This window comes from Nonomuraea sp. NPDC049269 (assembly GCF_043197155.1).
GTDB lineage: Bacteria > Actinomycetota > Actinomycetes > Streptosporangiales > Streptosporangiaceae > Nonomuraea.
The window spans coordinates 1,471,880-1,494,762 of the sequence record NZ_JBICSO010000001.1; the positions used below are offsets into that span (position 1 = coordinate 1,471,880).

The 22,883-nt window shown below is 69.8% G+C and carries 23 protein-coding genes and 1 pseudogene; 15 read left to right on the top strand and 9 right to left on the bottom strand.

The genetic code is table 11. The annotated features are described in order from the left end of the window. The first annotated feature begins 2 nt into the window (after positions 1–2). The gene (gene cydD, locus ACGFNP_RS06735; RefSeq protein WP_358326543.1) at positions 3–1,730 is read left to right on the top strand and encodes a thiol reductant ABC exporter subunit CydD; all 1,728 of its coding nucleotides are present in this window, start codon (positions 3–5) and stop codon (positions 1,728–1,730) included. After that, the gene (gene cydC / locus ACGFNP_RS06740; RefSeq protein ID WP_393315630.1) at positions 1,727–3,487 is read left to right on the top strand and encodes a thiol reductant ABC exporter subunit CydC; all 1,761 of its coding nucleotides are present in this window, start codon (positions 1,727–1,729) and stop codon (positions 3,485–3,487) included. Before cydD ends, cydC begins: the two co-directional genes overlap by 4 nt. 41 nt (positions 3,488–3,528) lie before the next feature. Here cydC and ACGFNP_RS06745 read toward each other — a convergent pair whose 3' ends face one another. After that, positions 3,529–4,467: a discoidin domain-containing protein gene (locus ACGFNP_RS06745; RefSeq protein ID WP_393315633.1), complete on the bottom strand. Its 939-nt coding sequence runs from the start codon at positions 4,465–4,467 to the stop codon at positions 3,529–3,531. An 18-nt stretch (positions 4,468–4,485) separates the two neighbouring features. Further along, positions 4,486–6,054 carry an alkaline phosphatase D family protein gene (locus ACGFNP_RS06750; protein ID WP_393315636.1) on the bottom strand — a complete coding sequence of 523 codons (1,569 nt, stop codon included), beginning with the start codon at positions 6,052–6,054 and terminating at the stop codon, positions 4,486–4,488. Positions 6,055–6,223: 169 nt separating this feature from the next. Here ACGFNP_RS06750 and ACGFNP_RS06755 point away from each other — a divergent pair, with 169 nt between their 5' ends. The 3 genes from ACGFNP_RS06755 to ACGFNP_RS06765 all read left to right on the top strand — a co-directional run bounded on the left by ACGFNP_RS06755 (position 6,224) and on the right by ACGFNP_RS06765 (position 8,796). Next, a complete protein-coding gene (locus ACGFNP_RS06755) occupies positions 6,224–6,748 on the top strand; it encodes a PadR family transcriptional regulator (RefSeq protein ID WP_358326532.1) in 525 nt (174 codons plus the stop codon). Beyond that, a complete protein-coding gene (locus tag ACGFNP_RS06760) occupies positions 6,741–7,406 on the top strand; it encodes an ABC transporter ATP-binding protein (RefSeq protein ID WP_393315639.1) in 666 nt (221 codons plus the stop codon). Before ACGFNP_RS06755 ends, ACGFNP_RS06760 begins: the two co-directional genes overlap by 8 nt. A 79-nt stretch (positions 7,407–7,485) precedes the next feature. Continuing rightward, positions 7,486–8,796 carry an FtsX-like permease family protein gene (locus tag ACGFNP_RS06765; RefSeq protein WP_393315642.1) on the top strand — a complete coding sequence of 437 codons (1,311 nt, stop codon included), beginning with the start codon at positions 7,486–7,488 and terminating at the stop codon, positions 8,794–8,796. A 259-nt stretch (positions 8,797–9,055) separates the two neighbouring features. Here the strand turns inward: ACGFNP_RS06765 and ACGFNP_RS06770 are convergent, their stop codons facing one another. The 3 genes from ACGFNP_RS06770 to ACGFNP_RS06780 form a co-directional block, all read right to left on the bottom strand. Continuing rightward, positions 9,056–9,367 carry a hypothetical protein gene (locus tag ACGFNP_RS06770; RefSeq protein ID WP_358326523.1) on the bottom strand — a complete coding sequence of 104 codons (312 nt, stop codon included), beginning with the start codon at positions 9,365–9,367 and terminating at the stop codon, positions 9,056–9,058. 397 nt (positions 9,368–9,764) lie between these two features. Continuing rightward, positions 9,765–9,995, bottom strand: a complete 231-nt coding sequence (locus ACGFNP_RS06775; RefSeq protein ID WP_219534215.1) for a DUF397 domain-containing protein — start codon at positions 9,993–9,995, stop codon at positions 9,765–9,767. Then, positions 9,995–10,543, bottom strand: a complete 549-nt coding sequence (locus ACGFNP_RS06780) for a DUF5753 domain-containing protein (RefSeq protein WP_393315646.1) — start codon at positions 10,541–10,543, stop codon at positions 9,995–9,997. The genes ACGFNP_RS06775 and ACGFNP_RS06780 overlap by 1 nt, the downstream gene beginning before the upstream one ends. Positions 10,544–11,630: 1,087 nt before the next feature. Here ACGFNP_RS06780 and ACGFNP_RS06785 point away from each other — a divergent pair. The 3 genes from ACGFNP_RS06785 to ACGFNP_RS06795 all read left to right on the top strand — a co-directional run bounded on the left by ACGFNP_RS06785 (position 11,631) and on the right by ACGFNP_RS06795 (position 13,085). Continuing rightward, complete coding sequence (locus ACGFNP_RS06785) at positions 11,631–11,801, top strand: hypothetical protein (RefSeq protein WP_358326519.1); 171 nt, start codon at positions 11,631–11,633, stop codon at positions 11,799–11,801. Positions 11,802–12,019: 218 nt separating this feature from the next. Continuing rightward, a complete protein-coding gene (locus ACGFNP_RS06790) occupies positions 12,020–12,559 on the top strand; it encodes a hypothetical protein (RefSeq protein WP_393315650.1) in 540 nt (179 codons plus the stop codon). Between the two features lie 181 nt (positions 12,560–12,740). Continuing rightward, on the top strand, positions 12,741–13,085 hold the full coding sequence (locus tag ACGFNP_RS06795) for a helix-turn-helix domain-containing protein (protein WP_393315653.1): 345 nt from the start codon (positions 12,741–12,743) through the stop codon (positions 13,083–13,085). Here the strand turns inward: ACGFNP_RS06795 and ACGFNP_RS06800 are convergent. Continuing rightward, complete coding sequence (locus ACGFNP_RS06800; RefSeq protein WP_393315656.1) at positions 12,992–13,582, bottom strand: hypothetical protein; 591 nt, start codon at positions 13,580–13,582, stop codon at positions 12,992–12,994. The two genes, ACGFNP_RS06795 and ACGFNP_RS06800, sit on opposite strands and share 94 nt — an antisense overlap. A 493-nt stretch (positions 13,583–14,075) precedes the next feature. Here ACGFNP_RS06800 and ACGFNP_RS06805 point away from each other — a divergent pair, with 493 nt between their 5' ends. Genes ACGFNP_RS06805 through ACGFNP_RS06815 form a run of 3 tightly spaced genes read left to right on the top strand, consistent with a single transcriptional unit; the run spans position 14,076 to position 17,574 of the window. Further along, positions 14,076–14,633: an ATP-binding cassette domain-containing protein gene (locus tag ACGFNP_RS06805; protein ID WP_358326513.1), complete on the top strand. Its 558-nt coding sequence runs from the start codon at positions 14,076–14,078 to the stop codon at positions 14,631–14,633. After that, positions 14,630–16,978, top strand: coding sequence for a YhgE/Pip domain-containing protein (locus ACGFNP_RS06810; protein WP_358326512.1), 2,349 nt, complete (start codon positions 14,630–14,632; stop codon positions 16,976–16,978). The genes ACGFNP_RS06805 and ACGFNP_RS06810 overlap by 4 nt, the downstream gene beginning before the upstream one ends. Then, entirely contained in the window at positions 16,975–17,574 is a 600-nt protein-coding gene (locus tag ACGFNP_RS06815; RefSeq protein ID WP_393315660.1) for a TetR/AcrR family transcriptional regulator, read from the top strand. Before ACGFNP_RS06810 ends, ACGFNP_RS06815 begins: the two co-directional genes overlap by 4 nt. Positions 17,575–17,640: 66 nt before the next feature. Here the strand turns inward: ACGFNP_RS06815 and ACGFNP_RS06820 are convergent, their stop codons facing one another. Continuing rightward, the gene (locus ACGFNP_RS06820; protein WP_393315663.1) at positions 17,641–18,633 is read right to left on the bottom strand and encodes an aldo/keto reductase; all 993 of its coding nucleotides are present in this window, start codon (positions 18,631–18,633) and stop codon (positions 17,641–17,643) included. A 201-nt stretch (positions 18,634–18,834) separates the two neighbouring features. Between ACGFNP_RS06820 and ACGFNP_RS06825 the strand changes: the two genes are divergently transcribed. Together ACGFNP_RS06825 and ACGFNP_RS06830 are read left to right on the top strand one after the other, a co-directional pair. Further along, on the top strand, positions 18,835–19,248 hold the full coding sequence (locus tag ACGFNP_RS06825; RefSeq protein WP_393315666.1) for a ribonuclease domain-containing protein: 414 nt from the start codon (positions 18,835–18,837) through the stop codon (positions 19,246–19,248). Positions 19,249–19,255: 7 nt separating this feature from the next. Beyond that, on the top strand, positions 19,256–19,624 hold the full coding sequence (locus tag ACGFNP_RS06830; protein ID WP_358326508.1) for a barstar family protein: 369 nt from the start codon (positions 19,256–19,258) through the stop codon (positions 19,622–19,624). Positions 19,625–19,626: 2 nt separating this feature from the next. Here ACGFNP_RS06830 and ACGFNP_RS06835 read toward each other — a convergent pair whose 3' ends face one another. Next, a complete protein-coding gene (locus ACGFNP_RS06835) occupies positions 19,627–20,046 on the bottom strand; it encodes a MarR family transcriptional regulator (protein ID WP_393316612.1) in 420 nt (139 codons plus the stop codon). Between the two features lie 153 nt (positions 20,047–20,199). Continuing rightward, positions 20,200–20,334, bottom strand: a pseudogene (locus tag ACGFNP_RS06840) (helix-turn-helix domain-containing protein); the annotation flags it as partial. Positions 20,335–20,474: 140 nt separating this feature from the next. Here ACGFNP_RS06840 and ACGFNP_RS06845 point away from each other — a divergent pair. Both ACGFNP_RS06845 and ACGFNP_RS06850 read left to right on the top strand, forming a co-directional pair. Further along, positions 20,475–21,296 (top strand): oxidoreductase, encoded by an 822-nt coding sequence (locus ACGFNP_RS06845; RefSeq protein ID WP_358326506.1) that lies wholly within the window; start codon positions 20,475–20,477, stop codon positions 21,294–21,296. 9 nt (positions 21,297–21,305) lie between these two features. Then, a complete protein-coding gene (locus ACGFNP_RS06850) occupies positions 21,306–22,817 on the top strand; it encodes a DHA2 family efflux MFS transporter permease subunit (RefSeq protein WP_393315670.1) in 1,512 nt (503 codons plus the stop codon). Positions 22,818–22,883: the final 66 nt, after the last annotated feature.

The following is a 22,883-nucleotide window of genomic DNA, read 5'->3' on the forward strand; positions in this document are numbered from 1 at the left end:
TCGTGCACAAAGATCTCCTGCGGCTCATGCGGGCCGAGCAGTCGGTACGCCGCCACCTGGCCGTCACCTTCGCGGCAGCGATGGCGGCCGGGCTGCTCGTGCTCGTGCAGGCGGAGCTGCTGGCCGGGGTCCTGTCGGGCCGGTTCACGGTCGTGGCGCTGGCGGGCCTGGCCGCCGTGGTGGGCGTACGCGCGCTGCTCGCCTGGACGCAGGGCATCTTCGCCGGCCGTACCGCGACGGGCGTCAAGTCCGCCCTCCGGCACCGCCTGCTGGCCAGGCTGCAGGAACTGGGCCCGGCCCGGCTGGCCGGCCACCGCTCGGGTGAGCTGGTCACGCTCACGGGACGCGGCCTCGACGGGCTCGACGCCTACCTGACCGGCTACCTGCCCGCGATCGCCGTCGCCGGGGTGGTGCCGGTGGCGGTGCTCGTCCGGCTGTTCGCCGCCGATCTGGCGAGCGCGGTCATCGTGCTGGTCACGCTGCCGCTGATCCCGCTGTTCGGCGCCCTCGTGGGGATGACCACCAAGGCCGTCACGGAGCAGCAGTTCCGCGCGCTGTCGCGGCTCGGCGGGCACTTCCTCGACGTCGTACGCGGCCTGCCCACGCTGCGTGCCTTCGGCCGGGCCCGCTACCAGGCGACGGTCATCCAGCAGGTGGCCGACGCGCACCGCGCCGCCACCATGCGCACGCTGCGGGTGGCGTTCCTGTCGTCGCTGGTGCTGGAGCTGTGCGCGTCGCTGTCGCTGGCCCTGGTGGCGGTGCCGATCGGGCTGCGGCTGCTGGGCGGGTCGCTGGACCTGACGACGGCGCTGCTGGTGCTGCTGCTGGCTCCGGAGGCGTACCTGCCGTTGCGGGCCATGGGCACCCGGTTCCACGCCTCCATGGAGGGGGTGGCGGCGGCGGACGCGGCCTTCGCCGTCCTGGACCCCGCCCACTCGGACCCTTCCGCCGGCCCCGCGTCTTCGGCCCCTTCCGCCCTCGCGCCCGACCTGGCCGCCGTTGGCGCGTCCGCGTCGCCGCCGGGTTCCGGGGCGCCGTTGATCCGCCTGGAGGACGTCACCGTCCGCTACCCCGGCCGCGACGACCCCGCGCTCGAACACGTCTCGCTCACCATCGAGCCCGGCGAACGCGTGGCCCTGGTCGGCGAGAGCGGCGGCGGCAAGAGCACGCTCCTGCACCTCATCCTGGGCTTCATCCAGCCGACCGAAGGCAGAGTCCTCGTCGACGGCACCGACCTGCGGGCCCTGGACCTGACCGCCTGGCGCGACAGACTGGCCTTCGTCCCGCAGCGCCCGCACCTGTTCACCACCTCGGTCGCCGACAACATTCGCCTCGGCGCCCCGTCCGCCTCCCTGGAGCGGGTACGCCAGGCCGCCACGGCCGCCCACGCGGCCGACTTCATCCAGTCCCTGCCCGACGGCTATGACACAGAGGTGGGCGAACGAGGCGCGAACCTGTCGGCCGGCCAGCGGCAGCGCGTGGCCCTGGCCCGGGCCTTCTGCCGCCCGGACACCTCGGTCCTGCTGCTGGACGAGCCCACGGCCCGGCTCGACGGCCGCAGCGAGGCGGCCGTGGTGGCGGCCACCGCGGACCTGGCCCGGGACCGTACCGCGATCATCGTGGCGCACCGGCCCGCCATGATCGACCTGGCCGACCGGGTCGTCCGCATCCACGAGGGCCGGGTGCTCGCCGACCACTCTGTTCGTACGGCTGTCAGGGGAGAGAGATGAACCGGCGAATGGGACTCCGGCTCACCTGGGCCGTGCTGGCCGGAGCGGCGGCCGATCTGGCCGGGCTCGGCCTGATCGCCGCTGCGGCGTGGCTGATCACGCGGGCCGCCGAGCAGCCGCCGCTGGCCGCGTTGAGCGTCGCCATCGTGGCCACCAGGGCGTTCGCTACCGGCAAGGGCGTGTTCCGCTATGCCGAGCGGCTCACCGGCCACGATGTCGCCCTACGCGCCCAGGCCGGCACCCGCGAACGCCTCTACCAGGCGCTCATCCCGCCGCAGCGGCCCAGGCACGGCGGCGCCGACCTGCTCAGCCGGATGGTGGACGACACGGAGGCCGTACAGGACCTCCTGGTGCGCTGCCTCCTGCCCGCGACGGCCGCCGCCCTCGCGGGCCTGGCCGCCGTCGTCATCGGCCTCACCCTGCTGCCCGTCGCGGCGCTGGTCCTGGTGGCGGGGCTGGTCGTGGCGGGCGTGGCGCTGCCCGCCGGTACGGCCGCCGCCGCGCGTCGCTGGTCGGCCAGGATCGCGCCCGCCAGAGCCGCCCTCGCCGAACGGGTGGCCGACCTGGTGCACGGCTCCGCCGATCTGGCCGCGTACGGCGCCGGCGACCGCGCCCTGGCCCGCGCCCGTGCCGCCGACGAGACCCTGGCCGCCCTGGAACGCCGCCAAGCCCGCGTCCACGCTCTCGCCCTGGCGGGCGGCACGCTGGTCCAGGGCCTGACGGTGGCGGCGATCGTGCTGCTCGCCCAGAGCGCGGGGACCGACCGCGTGGCCACGGCGGTCCTCGCCCTGACCGCACTGGTCGCCTTCGAGCCGGTGCTGCCGCTGGCGGCGGCGGGCGAACGCCTGGCGGGCATCATGGCCGCGCTCAGGCGCCTGCGCGACGTCGGCTCCGCCCCACCCGCCGTCACCGAGCCGGCCACCGCGTCACCTGCCCCGGCGTCGCCGCTGACAGTCGAGATCAACGACCTGGTGGTACGGCACGCGCCCCGCGTCCTGGGGTCGGCCGCCGCGGAGCACGCGTCCCGCGCCTCGGAGCCGGTCGAAGCGGCCACGGAGCCGGTCGGCGGGCGGGAGCGGGCGGCCGTCGACGGGGTTTCGCTGAGCCTGACCCCCGGCAAGCGGGTGGCCCTGGTGGGGCCGAGCGGGGCCGGGAAGAGCACGCTGCTGGCCGCGCTGATGCGCCTGGTCGAGCCCGAGTCCGGAACCATCCGCCTCAACGGTGTCGACGTGCGGCGGCTGGCCTCGGACGACGTACGGGCCATGATGACGGGGCTCACCCAGGACCCCTACATCTTCCAGACCACCCTGAGCGCCAACCTGCGGCTGGCCGGCCCCGAGGCCGACGACGAGGAGCTGCGGCAGGCCGTACGGGAAGCCAGGCTTGAGGAGTGGGTCGAGCGGGCCGGGTGGGATGCCGAGCTGGGCGAGGACGGCAGGACCGTGTCCGGCGGGCAGCTGCAGCGGCTGGCCCTGGCCAGGGCGCTGCTGTACGACCCGCCCGTGCTGCTGCTCGACGAGCCGGCCGAGGCGCTGGACGAGGAGGCCGCCGACGCGCTCATGGCCGACCTGCTCGACGTGACGCACGGCCGCACCACCTTGCTGGTCACCCACCGGCTCAAGGGCCTGGAGCAGGTGGACGAGATCGTGGTGCTGGAGGAGGGCCGGGTGGTGCAGCGCGGCCACCACGACGAGCTGGTGACCGAGCCGGGCTACTACCGCGACCTTTGGGAATCGGAGGTCCTCACCCGGCGGTGACCGTCGGGAGAGTCCGCTCGCGAGGGCTCTCCCAACGGGTGTCAGCGCACTTCGACCTCGACGATGCGGGTGTAGTCGTTGGCGCCGTTCGAGGCCAGCGCGACGATGCGGACGGCGTCCGCCGTGACGGGCGTGAAGTCCGAGCGGGCGCTGCCGGCGGTGTTGCCACGCACCTGGGCGACCGTCTGCCACTGGCCGCCCGACTGGACCTGGACGTCCCAGTCGCGCAAGCCGAAGGTCGAGGCCGGGTAGCGTTCGGTGTTCAGCGTGTAGAGGTCCACGCGGGAGACCTGCTTGGCACCGCCCAGCGCGATGGCCGCGGTGTCCGGCCAGGCCCTGGCGGTGGCGTCGTTCCAGCCGTTGCCGCCGGCCCAGCCGTTGGAGCCGTTGTCGCCGTCGGCGATGCTGCAGGGCGGGTAGTTGGCGTTGACGTGCTGGGAGGAGGCGGTGACCTGCCGCCGGAGCGCGAGGTTGCCGCCGTTGTCGAGTTTGTCCGGGGTCACCACCTCGACGGGCACGGCCAGCGTGCGGTCTCCGGCCTTCAGGCGCAGGCCGTACGAGCCTTCTGGGGTGTTGGGCGGGACGGCGACCAGCAGTTTCGCGCCGAGCTCATAGCCGGGCGGCAGGTAGCTGGACAGCATCGAGCGGGAGGCGCTGAGCGGCTGGTCGATCTCCACGGACAGGTCGGCGTACCCGGCCTTCTTGGCGTCGCTGCGCATGCCGATCTCGATCTTGGCCGGGCAGGCGGGGTCCACGCCGAGCGGGGCGATGAGCTTGTCGGCGCCCGCGATGGGGGTCAGCCGGCCGGTGCCTTTGGACTTACCCGGTCTGACCTTGATCGAGGTGACGGAGGCGGGTTCCTGTTCGGGTGGCTGGGCGGCGGGCGAGGGGTCCTGCTTCGAGGCGACGGCGTGCGCGCCCGGCCCGGTCAGGACCGTGACGGCGGCGGCGACGGCCAGCGCGGCGGTGAGGTGACGCATGATCATTCCTTCCGGGGTTCAGAGTGCCTGCAGGCCGGGGGTGCCGTCGAGGGTCACGAGGCTGGCCCGGGTGGAGACGGGCGCGCCTGGCTTGTCGACGTACGGGACGACCTTGAAGTCGGCCCGCCACTGACTCCGGGTGACCTCGCAGGAGACGTAACCGCGCTGGTAGCTGGAGAACCTGAGGTGCGGGTTGGTCGGGTCGCTGCCCCCGGCCGGCAGTCCGGTGGTGGCGCTGCCGTTGCCGCCGCTGCTGACCGAGGTGCCGACGAACTCCACGCCGACCGTGCGCGAGGCCGGGTCGTCGAAGTTCGCCTTGAGCTCGCCGGCCAGGTTGTAGTGGATGTCGCCGGTGAGCACCACGGGGTTGCTCACCTCGCGGTCGATCATGCCGTTCAGCACGCGGTCCTTGGCGGCCTTGTAGCCGTCCCAGAGGTCCATGCTGAGCTTCTGGGCCGGTCCGGCGTCGTAGTCGAGCTGCATCATGGCGATCTGCTGGGCCAGCACGTTCCACTTGGCGCGGGACTCGCCCAGGCCGTCGAGCAGCCACTTCTCCTGCTCGGCGCCGAGCATCTGCCTGGCCGGGTCGAGCCGGTCGGCGCAGTCGACCTGCTGCCCGTCACCGCAGACCTGGTCGTCGCGGTACTGCCGGGTGTCGAGCACGTTGAACTCGGCCAGGTCGCCGAAGGTGAACCTGCGGTAGATCCGGGCGTCGGGGCCCTGCACGGCGGGCACCCGGATGGGCAGGTTCTCCCAGTAGGCCCGGAAGGCGTTGGCCCGGATCACCAGGTAGTCCTGCTCGGTCACCTCGCCGCCGGGGCCGTACTTCCCCGCCCAGTTGTCGAGCACCTCGTGGTCGTCCCAGGTGACGATCCACGGCGCGCGCTGGTGCGCCGCCTGAAGATCCGGGTCGCTCTTGTAGAGGCCGTACTGGATGCGGAAACGGTCGAGGGTGTCGCACTGCACCCGGTACTGCTCCGGCACGGGGGTGTTGCGCAGGCCGCCGGTGGGCACGATGCCGTACTCGTAGATGTAGTCGCCGAGGTGGAAGACCACATCGGGCTCCTCCTCCGCGAGGTGGCGGTAGGCGCTGTAGTAGCCGTCCTGCCACAGCGCGCAGGAGGCGAAGGCCAGCTTCAGGGCGTCGGGCCTGCTCCTGAACGCCGGGGCGGTCTTGGTCCGGCCGACCGGGCTGATCTGGCCGCCCGTACGGAACCGGTAGAAGTACTCGCGGCCGGGCCGCAGCCCAGTGGCGTCCACGTGGACCGAGTGCCCGTACTCGGGGGTGGCCCACGCGGAGCCGTGGCCGACGCGGCGCGTGAACGCCTCGTCCTCCGCGATCTCCCAGTCGACCTTGATCCTGCCGTACGGCATGCCGCCGAGCGGCTCCATCGGCTTGACGGCCAGTCGCGTCCAGAGGATCACCCGGTCGGGCAGCGGATCTCCGGACGCGACGCCGAGCTGGAAGGGGTAGTCGACCCTGGCGGTGGCCTGGGCCGTCCACGGGTCGGCCAGGTTCGTGGTGAAGGCGAGAGCGAGCGCTGAACCGCCGATCCCGAGGAAGGATCGGCGTGAGGGACGGTGCATGGGCTTCCTCAGAGCTGGGGGGTCGAAAGCTCTCACTTTTTAGCAACCAGCCCAGCTCTTAACAAGACTTAGGTTAAAACTCACAGACAGTTGCGTTAAATCACACGCACAAGCCACCAAAGCGCTTCACTATTCACTCGATGTATGAATCGCATGTATAGTCGCGATCATGTCGACTGGACATGTGATGCTCGGGCTGCTCGTGGAGCGGCCCAAGCACGGATATGAGCTCAAACGCGAGCACGACCAGCGCCTGCCCGGCGCCAAGCCGCTGGCGTACGGCCAGGTGTACGCGACGTTGCAGCGCCTGCAGCGCGACGGATTCGCCGAGGTCGCGGAGACGGTGCAGGAGGGCGGCCCGGAACGCACGGTGTACGCCATCACCGAGGAGGGGCTCGCCGAGCTCACCCGGTGGCTGGACGGAGTGGAGCCGCCCGCGCCCCACCTGTCCAGCGTCCTGCTGTCCCGCGTGGTGGTCGCGGCCGTGGCCAACGGCGCCGCCGACGGCTACCTGTCCCGGCAGCGGGCCGCGCATCTGGCGCGGATGCGCGAGCTCACGGCGGAACGCTCGGCGGGCTCCCCCGCCCAGGCGCTGGCCGCCGACTACGCGCTCCAGCACCTCGATGCCGACCTGCGCTGGATCGAGACGGCCATGCGACGGCTGGCCGACCTGAAGGAGGAACCTCTTGCTTGAGGCACGCGCACTGCGCAAGACCTTCGCCCGCACCGTCGCCTTGGACGGTGTGTCCCTGGAGATCGGCGCGGGCGAGATCGTCGCGATCACCGGGCCGAGCGGCTCGGGCAAGTCCACCCTGCTGCACTGCCTGGCCGGGATCATCCGCCCGGAGTCGGGCGAGGTCCGCTTCGACGGCAACCGGATCGACACGCTCGGCGAGGCCGAGCGCACGGACCTGCGCAGGCGGAGCTTCGGCGTCGTCTTCCAGTTCGGGCAGCTCGTCCCTGAGCTGACCGCGGCGGAGAACGTGGCCCTGCCGCTGCTGTTCGACCGGCACGGCCGCCAGGAGTCGCTGCGCACCGCTCGCTCCTGGCTGGAACGCCTGGACGTGGCCGAGTGCGGCGACCAGCGGCCCGGCGGACTGTCCGGCGGCCAGTTACAGCGTGTCGCCGTGGCCCGTGCGCTGGTCACCGGTCCGCGGGTGGTCTTCGCCGACGAGCCGACGGGGGCACTGGACTCGCTGGCGGGTGAGCGGGTGATGGACGTGCTCACCGGTGCGGCCCGCGCCGACGGCATCACCTTGGTGATCGTCACGCATGACAACCGGGTGGCGGCGTACGCCGACCGGGAGATCGTGCTGCGCGACGGCGTGCTCGCGTCGGAGGTGGCCGCGTGAACGCCGTTCTGCGCGCGTTCTCGGCGGAGGTGGGCGGCGCGATCGCCGCGATGCGCGTGCTCATGACGGAGGTGGCCGCGTGATCGCGGTGATGCGCATGCTCGCCAGGGGCGGGTCGCGGCGCGAGCGGGTTCGGGGGCGTCTCATGGCCGCGGGGGCGGCGCTCGCGACCTTCCTGCTCTGCGTGGCGGTGAACCTGCTCCAGGCGCAGGTCGCCCGCCTCGGCCCCTTCTTCGCCGGGGACCGGCGCGCCGTCACCTCGCTGGCGCTGGCCCTGCTGGTCCTGCCGGCGGTGGCCTTCCTCTATCAGGTGAGCCGCCTGGCCGCTGCCACCAGGGAACGGCGGCTGGCCGCCCTCCGGCTGGCCGGCGCCACGCCGCGCCATGTACGTCTGCTCGGGGCGTACGAGGGCGGGTGGCAGGCGTTGCTGGGCGGGCTGATCGGCATCGCGGTGTTCCTGGTGATCGACCTGGCGCTGTCGTGGCCGCTGCCACTGACCTTTCCCGTTCTGCTGCCGGGGATCCTCGCCGCGGTGACGCTCAGCGGCGCGCTCTCCGGGGCGATGGCGGGACGGCACGTGGTGTCCTCTCCCCTGGGCGTGCTCCGGCGCGAGCGCCCCACCGGGCCGAGGGTGCTCGACCTGGTACTGGTCGCGGCGGGCGTAGGGGCGCTCGTCGCCGGACTGACCGGCAAGGGCCGCTTCCCGCTGGGCGGGCCGTACGGCGCGGCGCTGGCCATGACCATCGGTTCGGTGCTCCTGCTGTTCGGGCTGGTTCTCGCCACCACCTGGCTGATCAGGGCGGCCGCACGCTGGGTGGGGCAGCGCGCTCGCGCGGCCGAGACCCTGCTCGCGGCCCGGCTCGTGGAGGCCGACCCTCGTGGCTGGGCCCGCGCGCTGTCAGTGGTGGGGCTGACCGTGTTCTTCGGCGCGGCCGTGGGTGCCCAGCAGGCACCCGCCTTCACCCGAGGTGACGTCAGTCCCGACAACCTGACGGCTTACCTGCTGATAGAGGTCGCTCTGCTGGTCTCGCTGGCCACCTCGGCCGCCGCCCTCGTCGTGCATCAGGCGGAGGCGTCGCTCGATCATCGACGGTCGTTCGCGGCGCTGGCCGCCTCGGGCACGCCCGTGCCCGCCCTGGGCCGCGTCCTCATCCGCCAGGCGCTCACCACGGCGATCCCGGTGTGCTTGGTCGCCGCCCTCGCCGGAGCGGGCGTTGTGGTCGCCCTGGTCTCGGACGTTTTCCTGGGAAACCTCGGAGCACTCGGCTGGACGGTAGCGCGCGCGACTCTCATGGCACTGATCGGCGTACTGGCGGCCGTCCTGGTGGCCAGGGCCGCCCGCCCCCTCCTCCGCCGCACCCTCGACCCGGACGAACTCCGCACCGAGTGACGGTGTCGTGGCCGCGTTCGCCAGGGTGGAAGGTTCGCCGGGCAGTGTCGGCGTTGTGGGCGGTGTAGTAAACCGCGACCAACGCGGCCAAGCCGGTAGCGACCGCCAGAACGCGGCCGCGGACCGCGTCGACAGCGGACGCGAGCTTCTCACCCTTCGGGCCAGTCACGCCGCCGACGTGTTCCAGCCACCTTGAGGGATGGCCGACGCGTTCACCACGGCCATGGTCTCCAACGTGCCCCCTGCGTCCAGCCTCGGATCAACTGGCTGGCAGAGTCCACTTTCCGCCTTTGCAGGCGGGCGGGCCGAAGGTGAAACGCCGTCCACTGACCGTCTCGGCCACGATCACGTCTTCGGCTCCGTTACGTAGGCATCCTCCGGACACGACCGGAATCCGGTCCCATCCACCAGGGGGAAGCTGCCGACTGTAGATCGTGTCGCCGAGCCATTTCACCGACACGGTCTCACCTGTGCGGTTCTCGATGTCCACCCACCGGCTTGGGCGCGGCTGGCAGGCGGTGAGGGCGGCGATCAACACCGCGAGTGCCGCTGACCAGATGATTTTTCTCACGCGACTCCCTTGGCCGGCACATGCTTGTCATCAGGGTGATGCGGTGCAGTAACAGTTCTCGGCGTCGGGACGAAGCATGCCGAGCGCTGGTTCGGGAAGCCGGTTGCGCGGCTCCGATGCCTTCCGCGCTTCTTGCTGAAGCGCCTTCACCGTCAGTGGTGCCGGAGCGATGTAGCGGACCCTCATGGGCGCCGAAGGTGCCGCTTCAAGCGAGCCGTTGGCCGGGATGACGCGGAAGCTGTAGTTCTCGGCCCCGCTGAAGAGATAGCCAGCGGTGAATCCGGGTTGTGCTCGGTGTCATCAAGTGCGATTCTCTGCGCCGCCCCCTGCATGGACATAAAAAACGCCCGATCGTCACACAGGAGACTGGGCGTTCTTCTTCGACTGACGCCTTTGCTCAGGCGGATGGCAAGTCGAATTCACCCGCCTTGGCTCCATCGACGAACGCGACCCACTCGGACGCGCTGAACCGAAGGTGCAGTCCTTGAGGGTCCTTGCTGTCACGCACAGCAGCTCCACCTCCCGGCAAAGTGGCGACCTCTACGCAATCGCCGCTGGCGTTGCTGAACCTCGACTTGCGCCAGACGAGGACTGCGCCGTCATTGTCGATGCTGGGGGTGTCGCTCATCAGGCTTCCTTACCTAGCTTCGCGATGAAGCTCCGGCTCTGTCCCGGATTGAGAGCCTTTGCCATCAAATGGTCATAGACCAGGTTATACCTGTCTACATCGACCCGTTCTTCAAGGTAGAGACCACTGACCTCGTTCTCGATGTAGACCACGTCAGGATCAGGGGATGTGAAGCTCAGGAGGACGAAGCCGCCACCCATTCCAGCATGCATGGCGGCGCTGAACGGGAGAACTTGCAAGGTCACGTGGGGAAGCTGTGGTACCTCAGCCAGACGCTTGAATTGGGCCTGCGGACCCATGTTGGCGGCAGCGACCCGCCGCAGACTTGCCTCGTTGAGGACGAAGGAGAGCTTGCGGGCGTCGTCTTGGAGCATCCGCTCCTGTCGGGCCATCCGGAACGCGATTTTTCGGTCAATCTCATCATTGCCGAAACTGGTTGGCTGGGTCGCGAGGTATGCGCGGTAGTAATCGGCAGTCTGAAGTAGGCCGGGAATTAGCTCCACGTCGTAAGATCGCCGACTTTCCGCCTCGGCCTCCAAGCCGATCAAGACTTGGAACCACTCCGGAACGACGTCTCCGCAGGTGTGCCACCATCCCCGCTGGCGGGACTGGCGCGCGAGAGTGAGCAGTTCCTCTACCTTGTCGCCGCCAACGCCGTATATCTCAAGACGCGCCTGTAAAGGAGTAGTCTCATGGGCTGGAACGACAAGATCCCCGGCACGGCACGTACCGGGGATCGTACAAGTCGTTAGCGCCGGACTTGTTCGTCCTGCAGCAGCCAACTTGCAATTCGCCGTTGCCAGTTTAGCTCGCTGCGGACGTCTTGGCAGGTCCGGCGCTGAATCCCACCAAGCAAGATCAGCGACGGAAGGAGCGAACGTGATCAACATTCGGATGCTCGGGCTCTGACGTTCCCGGTGGGGCGGCCGGGATGCCGGGCGCCCCACGTCGCCTCCACGGTGAAATGCCGACGGCACAGAGAACGGCGGGCCACGTGGAGCCATCCGCCAGCGCCTGGGGCCGAGGCCCTTCGCCGCATGCGCTGCTGGTCGTTTGTGCACCGATTGGCGATCAGCATGGCTTGTCCTCGTCGGTGTCGTAGACGTCCTCATCGGTATCGGGGACGTCCTCGTTGCGCTTCCCCTCATACCGTGGGGACCGAACCTAAGGTGAGGTTGGGTCATGGGAGTGACCAGGAGCAGGTTTGATCCGGAGTTCCGGGCGGGCGCGGTGCGCATCGTCAAGGAGACCGGTGATTTTGCTGATGAGTAGCAGCAGCCAGGCCGGGAGTTCCAGGGTTTCGGGCGTTTCCCACGCCGTCAGATGCCGGCCGGGGTCTGCTTCCTGCGCGAACTGGTTGATCAGCTCGGCGAGGGTTCGCCGGTCCTGCTCGGACAGGGTTTGCAGGGGTCGATCACCGGCTCCAGCAACCGCATCGAGGGCTCGGCGATGGCGTCGTCCTCACCGAGATCAAGCCTGATGAGGATCTCCGTAAGGGGCTTTGGCGAGAGCGCGTTGGGGTGCCGTTAACCGACGTGTCATAGGCCGCCAAACCTCGAAGATCCCTTGCCTGACCTTCTGTAATGCCTAAGGGCCCGGCGCGGATCTATGGGGATGGAACGTCCGCCGCTTGGCATGGATGAACTCATCGAGCACTGGACTGCCTTGCCGTCCTCGATGTGGCTCTCGCTGACCGTGCCCGGCCACCAGGTCGCGAGGCCGTTGAAGTCGCGTGCCACGGCCCAGACCGTGGCGGTGTCGAAGATCGTGGTGAATGCCGATTGGGACATCGTTGGCCCTTCCTGAGGAAGCGGAGCACGGCTGGCTCATGCACTGTCGCATCGCGAGGCGCTCGGGTGATGGGTCAATCGCTGAATATTGGCCACCCGCCGACGCACCCCCGATACGGGTACGCGAAGAAAACCTTGGGGTCGGTGTTGGGGCTGCTCCCTAATGTTCGGGCGCCGCCGAACCCCGAATCTCAATAGTGGAAGGCAAATCCCAACCCTGATGGAGAGAACACGATGTCTACAACGTCAACGACCCGACGCCGTGCTGCCCGCTCCGGCTTCGGTCTCGCTGCCGGCCTGGCGCTCGCCGGCGCCGCCGTCCTGTCCGCCACTGCCGCCGACGCGGCCAGCACCGTGACCTTGGTATCCACCGCGAATGTGTGTGTCGACGACCCGGCGATCGGCCAGGTCGGTACCTGCACTACCAGCACCGTTACCGACCACTTCGGGGTCGGCTCGTCCAACGACCACACTGTGACCGTCCCGGGCACCCGGTTCGACGTCAAGGTCAAGTACCGGGTCCTCGGCCCAGCCTCCGGCCCTCGGACGCTGATCGTGCGCCAGGAGCTCATCTACAAGGCCAACGGACTGACGGCGAACTCCGTCCTCAAGCCGGTGGGTCAGCCGTCGGCAGGCGTGGACCTCAGCACGACCACCCCGTACACCTCGGTGTTCTCCGAGGACCTCAACGTCGGCAGCGGGGACCTGTCCACTCAGCCAACCCACCCGGCCAGCGGCAGCGTCGCGATCACGGGCTCCATGACCAGTCCGTGACCGCCTGATCGAACTACGCCACAACTCAGGCCGCGTCCGAAGCCGGCGCCGGTGCGAAGGCCGCGCAACTTCCCAGCGGCGCGACTAGGAATGGCCTGAAGATCTTGATGGGTGAGTCGGCATGAGCTGGCTCACCCTTCTGTTATGGAGTGATCGGGGCGAGAGTCCAGGTGCCGCTGGTGTGAGTGAGTCCGAGGTTGATCAGGCGGCGGAGGTTGAGGGCGGCGGCGCGGTGGTGGAGCCGGCGGTCGTCATCGTGGAGGGCACGCACGAGGGCCTGGCCGCCGCCCGCGCCCGCGCCCGTGGCCAGCGCCTGGGAGGACCGCCGACGATGACTGCCGAGCAGATTCGGCACGCCCGCGACCTGCTCACCCCGCCGGAGAACACCGTCTCCTCCACCGCCCGGCTGCTCGGCGTCAGCCGCGCCACGATCTACAAGTACGTTCCTGAACTCGCGACGCGGCGACCTGCCGTCGAACCGCCGACGGCGCGAGCCGAACTGGGCTCGGCCAGGAAGCCCATATAGCTCAACTGATCGCGGGGGGCGGCGGCCAGCTCGACGAACTGGGAACGGATGGTCGGCAGCCGCAACCGCTGGCAGGACTGGTAGATCGAGGCTTCGGCCGCTTCCTCGGTCAGGGCGCGGCGGTGAAAGGTGGTCATGGGCGGCTCTCCCTCGGATGCGGGCCGGCCGCCCGGGTGGCGGCGCAGTAGCTGGTCATAAACGGCCACCGACGGCGGCGGCCGGGTGTCGGGCGGCAACTGGGCCAGCCGCCGGATGGTCAGCGACACCACCGCCGGTTCATCCAGCCAGGCCAGTCGTTGCGGCCGGGCCGGCGGCGGATCCGACGCGGGCAGGTCGTCGACCTGGGCGATCTTGCGAGCCTCCACTGCGACGCCGTCAGCGGTCAGAGCGCCCGTCTGCGGTGCGGCGGCGATCCCGGCCACCACGTGCCGATGCAGCACCTCGATCAGCGCCCGGGTGCCGGCCGCGTCCCCGTGTTTGCGTCGCGCCGCGGCCAACCAGGCCTGATGGGCGCGTCGTCGACAGCGATCCCACGTGGCGGGGTTTTGGTACCGACCGCCGCTCGCATGGATGTGCCTCGTCCGCCTCCTCACGGAGATGGACGGGGCTTCTCTGGGTTCTGTGACGATCTCGGCTTTGCTCGCTGGGGTGATGTCTCGGCAACCGGCCCGCTGGTCGCCGGATTTGCATCAGGCGCGTCCATGGATCCTCTCGCGAGCTGGCCGCCATGAGTGCCAGGAATCGCAGGGTCGCGAACTGGATCACACTGGCGTACCTCGCCGACACAGCGATCACGGCCTGGGTGTTCTTCGCCATCTCGCTGTCCTTGTTGATCTCACTTGGTGGATGGGCGTGGGGCCGGCTCGCCAGTGCCGTGCTCGGCTCTTGTAGTCGCAAAAGGTGACGAATGCCACCGCGTCTCCTTGAGTGCGGTCATGCGCGCTGCCCTATCTTTGTACTGACTGGTCAGTTTAAAGAGGGGTGGTTACGGTGATCATTGCGGAAGGGCTGGCGATCGAGGGGGTGTACCCGGAGGTCTCGTTGAAGGCCAGGGCGGGCACGCTCACGGTGGTCGCGGGATCGGCGGGAAGTGGGCGGACGAGCCTGCTGTTGACGCTGGCCGGGCGGATGAAGCCCACGAAAGGCGCCCTGAAGGTCGCCGGACACGCCAGGGGCCGGGCCATCCGCAAAGCCGTGGCGTTGGCGCTGATCGACGGGGTGACGGATCTGGACCGGTCGCTGACGGTCGGGGAGCATCTGCGGGAGCGACGGCGCCGGCCGTACCAGGAGAGTCTTGGCCGGGTCGGGCTGGCGGGCCAGGAGCGAACACTGGTGCGGGAGCTGGATCGCGAGCAGCATGTGCGGCTGGGTCTCGCGCTGGCGCTGCTGGACGAGCCCGAGGTGATCGTCGCCGACAACGTGGACGCGGGTCTGCCGGTCGAGCGGCAGCAGATGCTGTGGAACCTGCTGCGAGACCTGGACCGCACGGTGGTGGCCTCATGCGTGACGCCTCCCGCCCGCTTCGACCAGTTGGTGGAGCTGTCATGAAGGGCATGTTGCGGTCGCGGCTGACGAGGGTGGCGCTGGTGGCGGTGGTGGTGCTGCCGCTCCTGTACGCAGGCCTGTATCTGTGGTCATTCTGGGACCCGCAGGGCAATCTGGACCGCGTACCGGTCGCCTTGGTCGTCGAGGACCAACCTGCCCAAGCCGCCGGCAAGACCCTGCACGCGGGCCGCGACCTGGCCGGCGAGTTGCTGAAGCGCGACGTGCTCGGCTGGCACGAGACCACCGCGAAGCAGGCGGCCGACGGGGTCGCGGACGGCACGTTCTACCTGTCGCTGACCGTGCCCCCCGACTTCAGCGCCAAGCTGGCCTCACCCGGCGACGACGACGCCGTACCGAGCCCTGCGCGGCTCGGCCTGCGCGTGGACACGGGCCGCAGCTACATCATGGGCAGCATCTCGGACGCGGTGTTCAACGAGGTCCGGGCGGCGGCCGAGCGTACGGCGATCCACGACTACTTCGACAACGTCTTCGTCTCGATCGGCGACATCCACGACAAGACCGCGGAGGCCGCCGAGGGCGCGGACAAGCTGCACGACGGCGTCGTGCGACTCGGTGACGGCGTCTCGCAACTCAGCAGCGGCCTGGGCACGGCCGAGAGCGGCGCCCGGCAGCTCTCCGCCGGCCTGAACACCGCCAACTCCGCCACGGGCCGGCTGAGTGACGGCTCGGCCCAGGTCACGCAGGGCCTCACGCAGGCGCAGCAGGGGATCGGGCAACTGCGCGACGGCCTGCACAAACTCCATACGGAAGGAACTTCTCCCCTCAGTTCCGGAGCGAGGCAGGCATACCAGCAGGTTCACGCTCAGACTCGCACGGTCAACCAGCTCGCCGACACGTACGTCCCCGTGCTGGACGAATGGGGCCCCAAGATCTCCCAGGCCGCCGAGGCGGTCGCGGCCGCCGCCGACAAGGTCGCCGACAGCGGGTCGGCGACCGGCGCGACGCAGGCGAGCGCGGCGGCCGACAGCGTTCGCGAGGCGAACGCCCAGGCGGGAAGCGCGGCCGACAGCGCCAGGGAGGCGAGCTCGCAGGCTCAGGCCGCGCTCGACCGCCTTGGCTCGGACGCCGACCCCGAGGTGCGCGGCCTGCTGCGGAACGCGGCAGCCGCCGCCCGCCGGGCCGCCACTCAGGCGGGCCAAGCCCAGGACGCCGCCCGGACCGGCGACAGCGGCGGTGTCGGCAGCGGTGCGGGAACCGGGACCGACGGCGTCGCGGACCTGCGAAACCAGGCGCGGGAGCTGGCGAAGCAGGCTCGCAAGATCGCGGCTGCGGCGCCCCGACTCGGCTCCAGGCTGGACCAGGCCAGAAACCAGCTCAATGCCCTGGACACCGGCCTGGGCAAGCTGGCCGACGGTGCTGCGAAGGTGAACTCGAGTCTGGGCACGGCCGCGACCGGCGCGGACCGGCTCTATCAGGGCGCGACCCAGCTGGCCGACGGTTCCCGCCAGGTCACGAACGGCATCGGACGCCTGGGCGGCGGGCTGGTCAGGCTGAGCGACGGCGCGAGCGCGCTGAGCACCGGTGTGGACCGGCTCCACGACGGCGCGGGCCAGGCGGACAAGGGCGCGACCAAGCTCGCCGAGGGATCGAAGGAGCTGTCAAGCGGGCTCGGCGACGGCGCCACCCGGATACCCGACTACGACGACAAACAGCGCGACGACCGCGCGGACGTGATGAGCGATCCGGTCCGGCTGGCCAAGACCGTCGACAACGAGGTGCCCAACTACGGCACCGGCTTCGCGCCGTTCTTCCTGCCGCTGGCGCTCTGGGTCGGTGCGATGATCGCGTTCATGGTGCTGAAGCCGCTGAACCAGCGGCGGCTGGCGGGCACGACGGGCGCGGTGCGGATCGCGCTGGCGGGCTGGCTGCCGGGGGCGGTGCTCGGGGCGGCGCAGGTGGGCGTGCTGGTGGCGGTCCTGCGGTTCGGGCTCGGGCTGGAGGCCGCGCACTGGGCCGGGCTCACCGCGCTGCTGCTGCTCGCGACCGCCGCGTTCATGGCGGTCGTGCAGGCGGTGAACGCGCTGCTCGGCCCGCCCGGGCGGGTCGTGGCGCTGGCGCTGCTGATGCTGCAGCTCACCTCGGCGGCCGGGACGTATCCCATCGAGACGTCGCCCGGATTCTTCCAGACGATCTCGCCCTGGCTTCCGATGAGCTGGGTGGTGTCGGCGCTGCGCAGGCTGATCAGCGGTGGCGATCCCACCGTGGTGTGGCAGGCTTGCGGCGTGCTGTCGGCTTTCCTCGTCCTTGGGCTCGCGCTCACCACGCTCGCCGTGGAGCGCGGCCGCATCTGGTCCGTCCAGCGCCTGCACCCGGAGCTGGCGCTGTGACCCAACGAAACGAGCGCACCGCCAGGCGCGGGAACCGGCAGGACACCCGGCAGAAGGTGTTCAGGGCGGCTGTGGAGCTGATCGCCGAGCATGGGTACGCGGCCACCACGGTCGACGCCATCGCCGAGCGGGCCGGGGTGGCCAAGGGCACCGTGTTCTACAACTTCGGCAGCAAGGAGGGGTTGTTCGAGGCGCTGCTGGAGCACTCGATCAACATGCTTGCCGAGGCGCTGTCCGACGCCGACACCGGGGAGAGCGCGCTGGACGCGCTCGACTCGGTGGTGCTCGGCCAGCTCAGGTTCTTCGAGGAGCACGGGGCCTTCGCCCGGGTGCTGCTGGCCGAGATGTGGCGGACGGTGTGGCAGGAGGCAGTGGCGCTGCTGCGCCAGAGCGCGCTCGGCGTTTACGCGAGCGTGCTGCGCAGGGCCGCCGCGAACGGCGAGATCCGGGCGGACCTGGACGTGGAGACGGCGGCGACGGCTGTGTTCGGCATGGTCCTGACGGTCGCCATCGAGCGTCGCGCGCTGTATCCGGACCGGCCCCTGGAGCGGACGCACGCGACGCTGGTCGAACTCCTGCACGGCCGCATCAACTAAGCCTTACCGCCTCCGCGAGCTGACGGCCTGGCAGGCCGTCAGCTCGCTCCCCGTACCGGAAACGTCTCAGCCGGCGTGTGGCCGCAGCAGCTCATCGATCTGCTCCATCTGCGCCTGGGCCAGGGGCCCGTGCCGCAGCGCGCCGGCGTTCTGCTCGGCCTGGCCGACCGTCCTGATGCCGGGGATCGGCACCGTGCGCCCGCTGCGGGCCAGCAGCCAGCCGAGGGCGCCTTGGGCGAGGGTACGGCCGTCGGAGGTCAGGATGTCGCGGATCGCGTCCAGCTTGGCGAGGAACTCCGGGGCGGGCCGGCCGTCCTTGAAGAAGGTCATCCACGCCGGAGAATCGCCGCGTACGTCGTCCATCGGCAGCCGCGAGTCCGGGCCGTACTTGCCGGTGAGCAGCCCCATCGCCAGCGGCCCCCGGTTGACGGAGGCGAGCTCGTGGGTGTCGCACACCGCCAGCATCGCCGGGGCGTCGTGCAGGACGTTGATCTCATGCTGCACGGCGGCGCAGTGCGGCCCCTTCGCGAACGCGGCCGCCCGTTCGGGGTCGTCGGTGCTCCAGCCGTAGGACCGGATCAGGCCCTCATCGACGAGCTCCTCCAGCGTGGCGATCATCTCGTCCACCCGCTCCGGCGGTGCGTCCCCGATGTGCAGCTGGTAGAGGTCGATGTGATCGGTGCCCAGCCGCTCCAGCGACGCCCGGCAGGCCTGCCGGATGTACCCGGGCGAGATGTCCTGGCCGGTGAGGGTCCGCGTCGCCGCGTCGAAGGTGTTGCCGAACTTGGTCGCGATCACGACCTCGTCCCACCGTCCGGACAGTGCTCTCCCGAGCACCCGCTCGCTGTGTCCGGTGCCGTACACGTCGGCCGTGTCGAAGAAGGTGACCCCCAGGTCGAGCGCCCGATGCACGGCCGCCACCGACTCCTCGTCGTCGACCTGCCCCCATCCGGCCGGCTTGCCACGGGCCATGAAGGGGCCCCCGATCGCCCATGCCCCGAACCCGATCGCACTCACCCGCAGGCCGCTACGCCCCAAGATCCGGAACGAATCTTTCATCTCGTGCTCTCCCTGACTCGGCGGAAATGGCTCCGGGGAAGACGCTGCCATCTGGAGTGGGCTCCAGGTCAAGCTCGAGTTTGCCGGTTTCCCACCCTCGAAGGTCGCGAAGCGTTCACCATCCCCTTGGCGTGCATTGCCTTGATTTGACCAGAGATGACGGCGACCATGACGATGTCTGTCACCCCCTTAGGAGGCTTCGTGCACACTCAGCCGCGCCCCCGCCCTTCCTGGCCGGTACGACTCACCGTCGTCCTCGCCGCCATCACCTCCCTTGTCGGCCTGGTCGGCATCACCCCCGCCAACGCCACGGTCTACAACTCCTGCACCATCTCCCGATGCTCCGACGCCCGCTCGACCAACGCGATCTGGGCGTCCAAGGGCTACCCCACCTCCGCCGGTTGGTACTCCTGGCCGGACGGCAGGTACAACTACACCGGCGGGCGCTTCTACAACCGTGAAGGGCAGTTGCCCAGCGGCGCGACCTACTATGAGTACGACGTGTACTCCCGGGCGCGGGGTGCCGCACGTGACGCGTACCGGATCGTCGTCAACCGCAGCACCGGGGTGACGTGGTTCTCGCCCAACCACTACACCGACTTCTACCGGCTCTAGGACCGCAATGACCTCCGCCGCGCATCCGCTGCCGCACTGGCTGACGGTGTCCACCGACCCAGCGCCGGCGCTGGTGGATGGGCGGTCCTGCCGGACCCGTGCCGCCTTCTTCGAAGAGGTGGCACGGGCCCTGCACCTCCCCGACCACTTCGGCCGCAACTGGGACGCGCTCACCGACTCCTTGCGCGACACCGGCGCCACCACCCTGATCGTGGCGCACGCCGAGGAACTGCTCAACGCCGAGCCCCCCGACCAGCTCACGACCCTGCTGGCCGTCCTCGCCGACGCCGCCCAGAACGGGCTGACCGTCACGCTGTGCACCGACCCCGGCCACGAAGCCCTGCTACGGCAACGGACCGCCGCCGCACTGACCTGAGTTCACCGCTGGCGTTCCATGGAGAGAGCCTGCCGCCAATGCTGGGCCGCCTGGCCCATGTCGTGGGCGAGGAGTTCGAAGAACTGGCTGGTGGTACGGAGCCGGTCGCCGGTGGGTGTGTCGGTGCCGAAGATCCCGGCGCCGTGCCGGGTGGTGTCGGCCCATATCGCTATCGACCTGGCACTGGCTGCCCAGGTGCGGTACCAGACGTCGACATCGACGAAGTACCGTACCCGGCGCGCCTCACGCTCCCGGGCGACCATCCCTCTCTGCCCGAGCCACTTGACGGCATTGGAGATCGTCGCCGGACTGACGTGGAGTTGCTGGACGAGTTCCGTGGCGGTCAGGCTGCCGCCCTCGCTGAGGAACAGCGCGGCGAACACCCTGGCGGTCATGGGTGCCATCCCGCCCTCGATCATCATGGCGACGAACCGTTCTTCGAACTCCCGGGCTGTAGGGACGTCAGGGTTGTCGGTGGTGTGCGGAACGTCGGCCTGGGGGGCGCGCTTGCGGCGGCGGGCGCGCCAGCTCGTCGCATGCTGCGCGCGGGCCGCCCGGTAGCCGTGCGGGCCGCCGTTCCTGGCGATCTCGCGGGTGACGGTGGACCTGGACCGTCCCAGCCGACGGGCGATCTCCGCGTACGCCAAGCCGGCCGCCAGCCCTTCGGCGATGCGGCGACGGTCCTCGGCGGTCAACCGGTCTCCTGGCATGCCATCCTCTCCCCGGTTGCACTCAGCTACAAGCTCATTGCACCAATATATGGCAGTCTACCTGCGCATATGAGTTTTGCGAGTTGTCTCGTCTCGGAACTCAAGCCTAGCGTTCACCCAGACCGAAGAGGAGATTCATCATGGAAAAGGTCGTTCTCGTCACGGGCGCCTCCGCCGGCATCGGCAAGGCCACCGCCCTCGAACTCATCCGCGCCGGCCACGTCGTCTACGGTGCCGCGCGCCGCGTACACAAGATGGACGACCTCCGCGACGCCGGCGGACACGTCCTGGCGCTGGACGCACGCCGGCCCGAGGACCTGGAACGCGTTGTCGCCGCTGTCGTCGAGGAGCGGGGCCGCATCGACGTCCTGATCAACAATGCCGGCACCGTCCTGCACGGTGCGGCCGAGGACATCCCCATCGACCTGGCGCGCGACCAGTTCGAGGTCAACGTCTTCGCACCGGCCCGGCTGGCTCAGCTCGTCCTGCCGTACATGCGCGAGCAGGGGTCCGGCACGATCGTCAACGTCTCCTCCATCGGAGGCGAGATCGCGCTCCCGCTCGGCTGCTGGTACTACGCGAGCAAGCACGCGCTGGAGGCCTACTCCGACTCCCTGCGCATGGAGGTGGAGCCGTTCGGCATCGACGTCGTGATCATCCAGCCCGGCATCATCAAGACCGAGTTCGAAGACCGCACGGCACAAGAGCTCCGTGAGATCTCCGGCGCGACCGCGTACGGGGTGATGGCCGAAGCCATGGCCAAACGCGCCGAGACGCAGCTCGGCGAGAACACCCAGGGCAGCGACCCCAGCGTCGTCGCCATCACCATCCGGCAGGCCATCGAAGCCGGCAAGCCCGAGACGCGCTACGCGGTCGGCTGGACGGCCGACAAGCTCCTGGAGCTCAACAGGACGTTGCCGGACCGCGAATTCGACAAGCTCATCATGAATGCCGCGAAGTAGGTCCCCGCCATGTCGCACCAACCTGACCCACGCAGATGGTGGGCGCTCACCGCGCTCGTGCTCACGTCGCTGGCCGTGGGTTTCGACGTGACCATCCTGAATTTGGCACTACCGAGCATGGCCAAGGACCTGCATGCCGACAACGCCCAGCTGCAGTGGTTCGTCATCGTCTACACGCTGGTGCTCGCCGCCGGCATGATCCCGGCGGGAATGCTGGGCGACCGCTTCGGCCGCAAGAAGACGCTCCTGGTCGCGCTGGTCATCTTCGGTATCAGCTCGCTGGCCGCCGCCTACGCGCCCTCGACCGGGATCTTCATCGCGGCGCGTGCCGTGCTCGGCTTGGGAGCGGCGCTCATCATGCCCACGATGCTGGCGCTGATCCCGACGATGTTCACCGCGAAGGAGCGGCCGAAGGCGATCGGAACGCTGGCGGGCGCCTCGATGCTGGCCTTTCCCATCGGCCCGATCCTGGGCGGCTGGCTGCTGAACCACTTCTGGTGGGGCTCGGTCTTCCTGATCAACATCCCCGTGGTCGTCCTGGCGATCCTCGCGGTCGCCGCCTGGCTGCCCGAATCGCAGCGGGAGCGCGGCAAACGAATCGACGTGGGCGGCGTGGTGCTGTCGAGCGCGGCGCTGACGGCGTTGACTTACGGCCTCATCGAAATCGGTGAGCGAGGCTGGACGGACGCCGCCGTGTTCGGACCGATCCTCGCCGGAATGGCCGCGCTGGTGCTGTTCGTGGTCTGGGAGCGACGGGCCGACGAGCCGCTGGTGGACCTTTCGCTGTTCACCAACGCGCGCTTCACCGTCGGCACCGCGCTGGCCACGGTCGTCAACTTCACCATGTTCGGCGTTCTGTTCGTGCTGCCGCAGTATTTCCAGGCGAACCTGGGCACGGACGCGATGGGCAGCAGCTTGCGGCTGTTGCCGCTCATCGCCGGGATGCTCATCGGGATGTCGGCGGCAGGCAGGCTGAGCGGGATGATCGGCCCCAAGCTCGCGGCCGCCCTGGGGTTCGTCCTGCTCAGCGGGGGCCTGTTCTGGGGGGCCAGCACTGGTACGGGCAGCGGCACCGTGTTGGCAGCCGCGTGGACGGCCATGTACGGCCTCGGGCTCGGCTGCGTCCTGCCCACGGCCATGGACGCGGCGCTGGGCGCTCTTTCGCCCGGCAACGCCGGCGTCGGCGCCGCGGTGACCCAATCCATCCGCACCCTGGGCGGCAGCTTCGGCGCGGCGATCCTGGGCTCGATCCTGACGTCCGCTTACCGCGCCGCGGTGCCGCAGCAAGCACGCGAGAGCGTCTTCGCGGGGCTGGCCGCAGCACGATCTGCTGATTCCGCGACCTTGGCAGATACGGTCCGCTCTGCCTTCGTCCACGGTCTGGACCTCGTCCTGGCCACCAGCGGCGGCCTCTGCCTCCTCGGCCTCATCCTCGCCCTGGCTTGGCTGCCTGGTACGCCCGAGCATCCCCGGCCGAGCACGGCCCCGGAACAGCGGGTCCACGTACCAGATATCGAGTGAGTGCTTGATCACGGGAGTTTCGCCTGCTCGGATCCGAGCAGGCGGAAGGGCGCGGTGCGACTACTG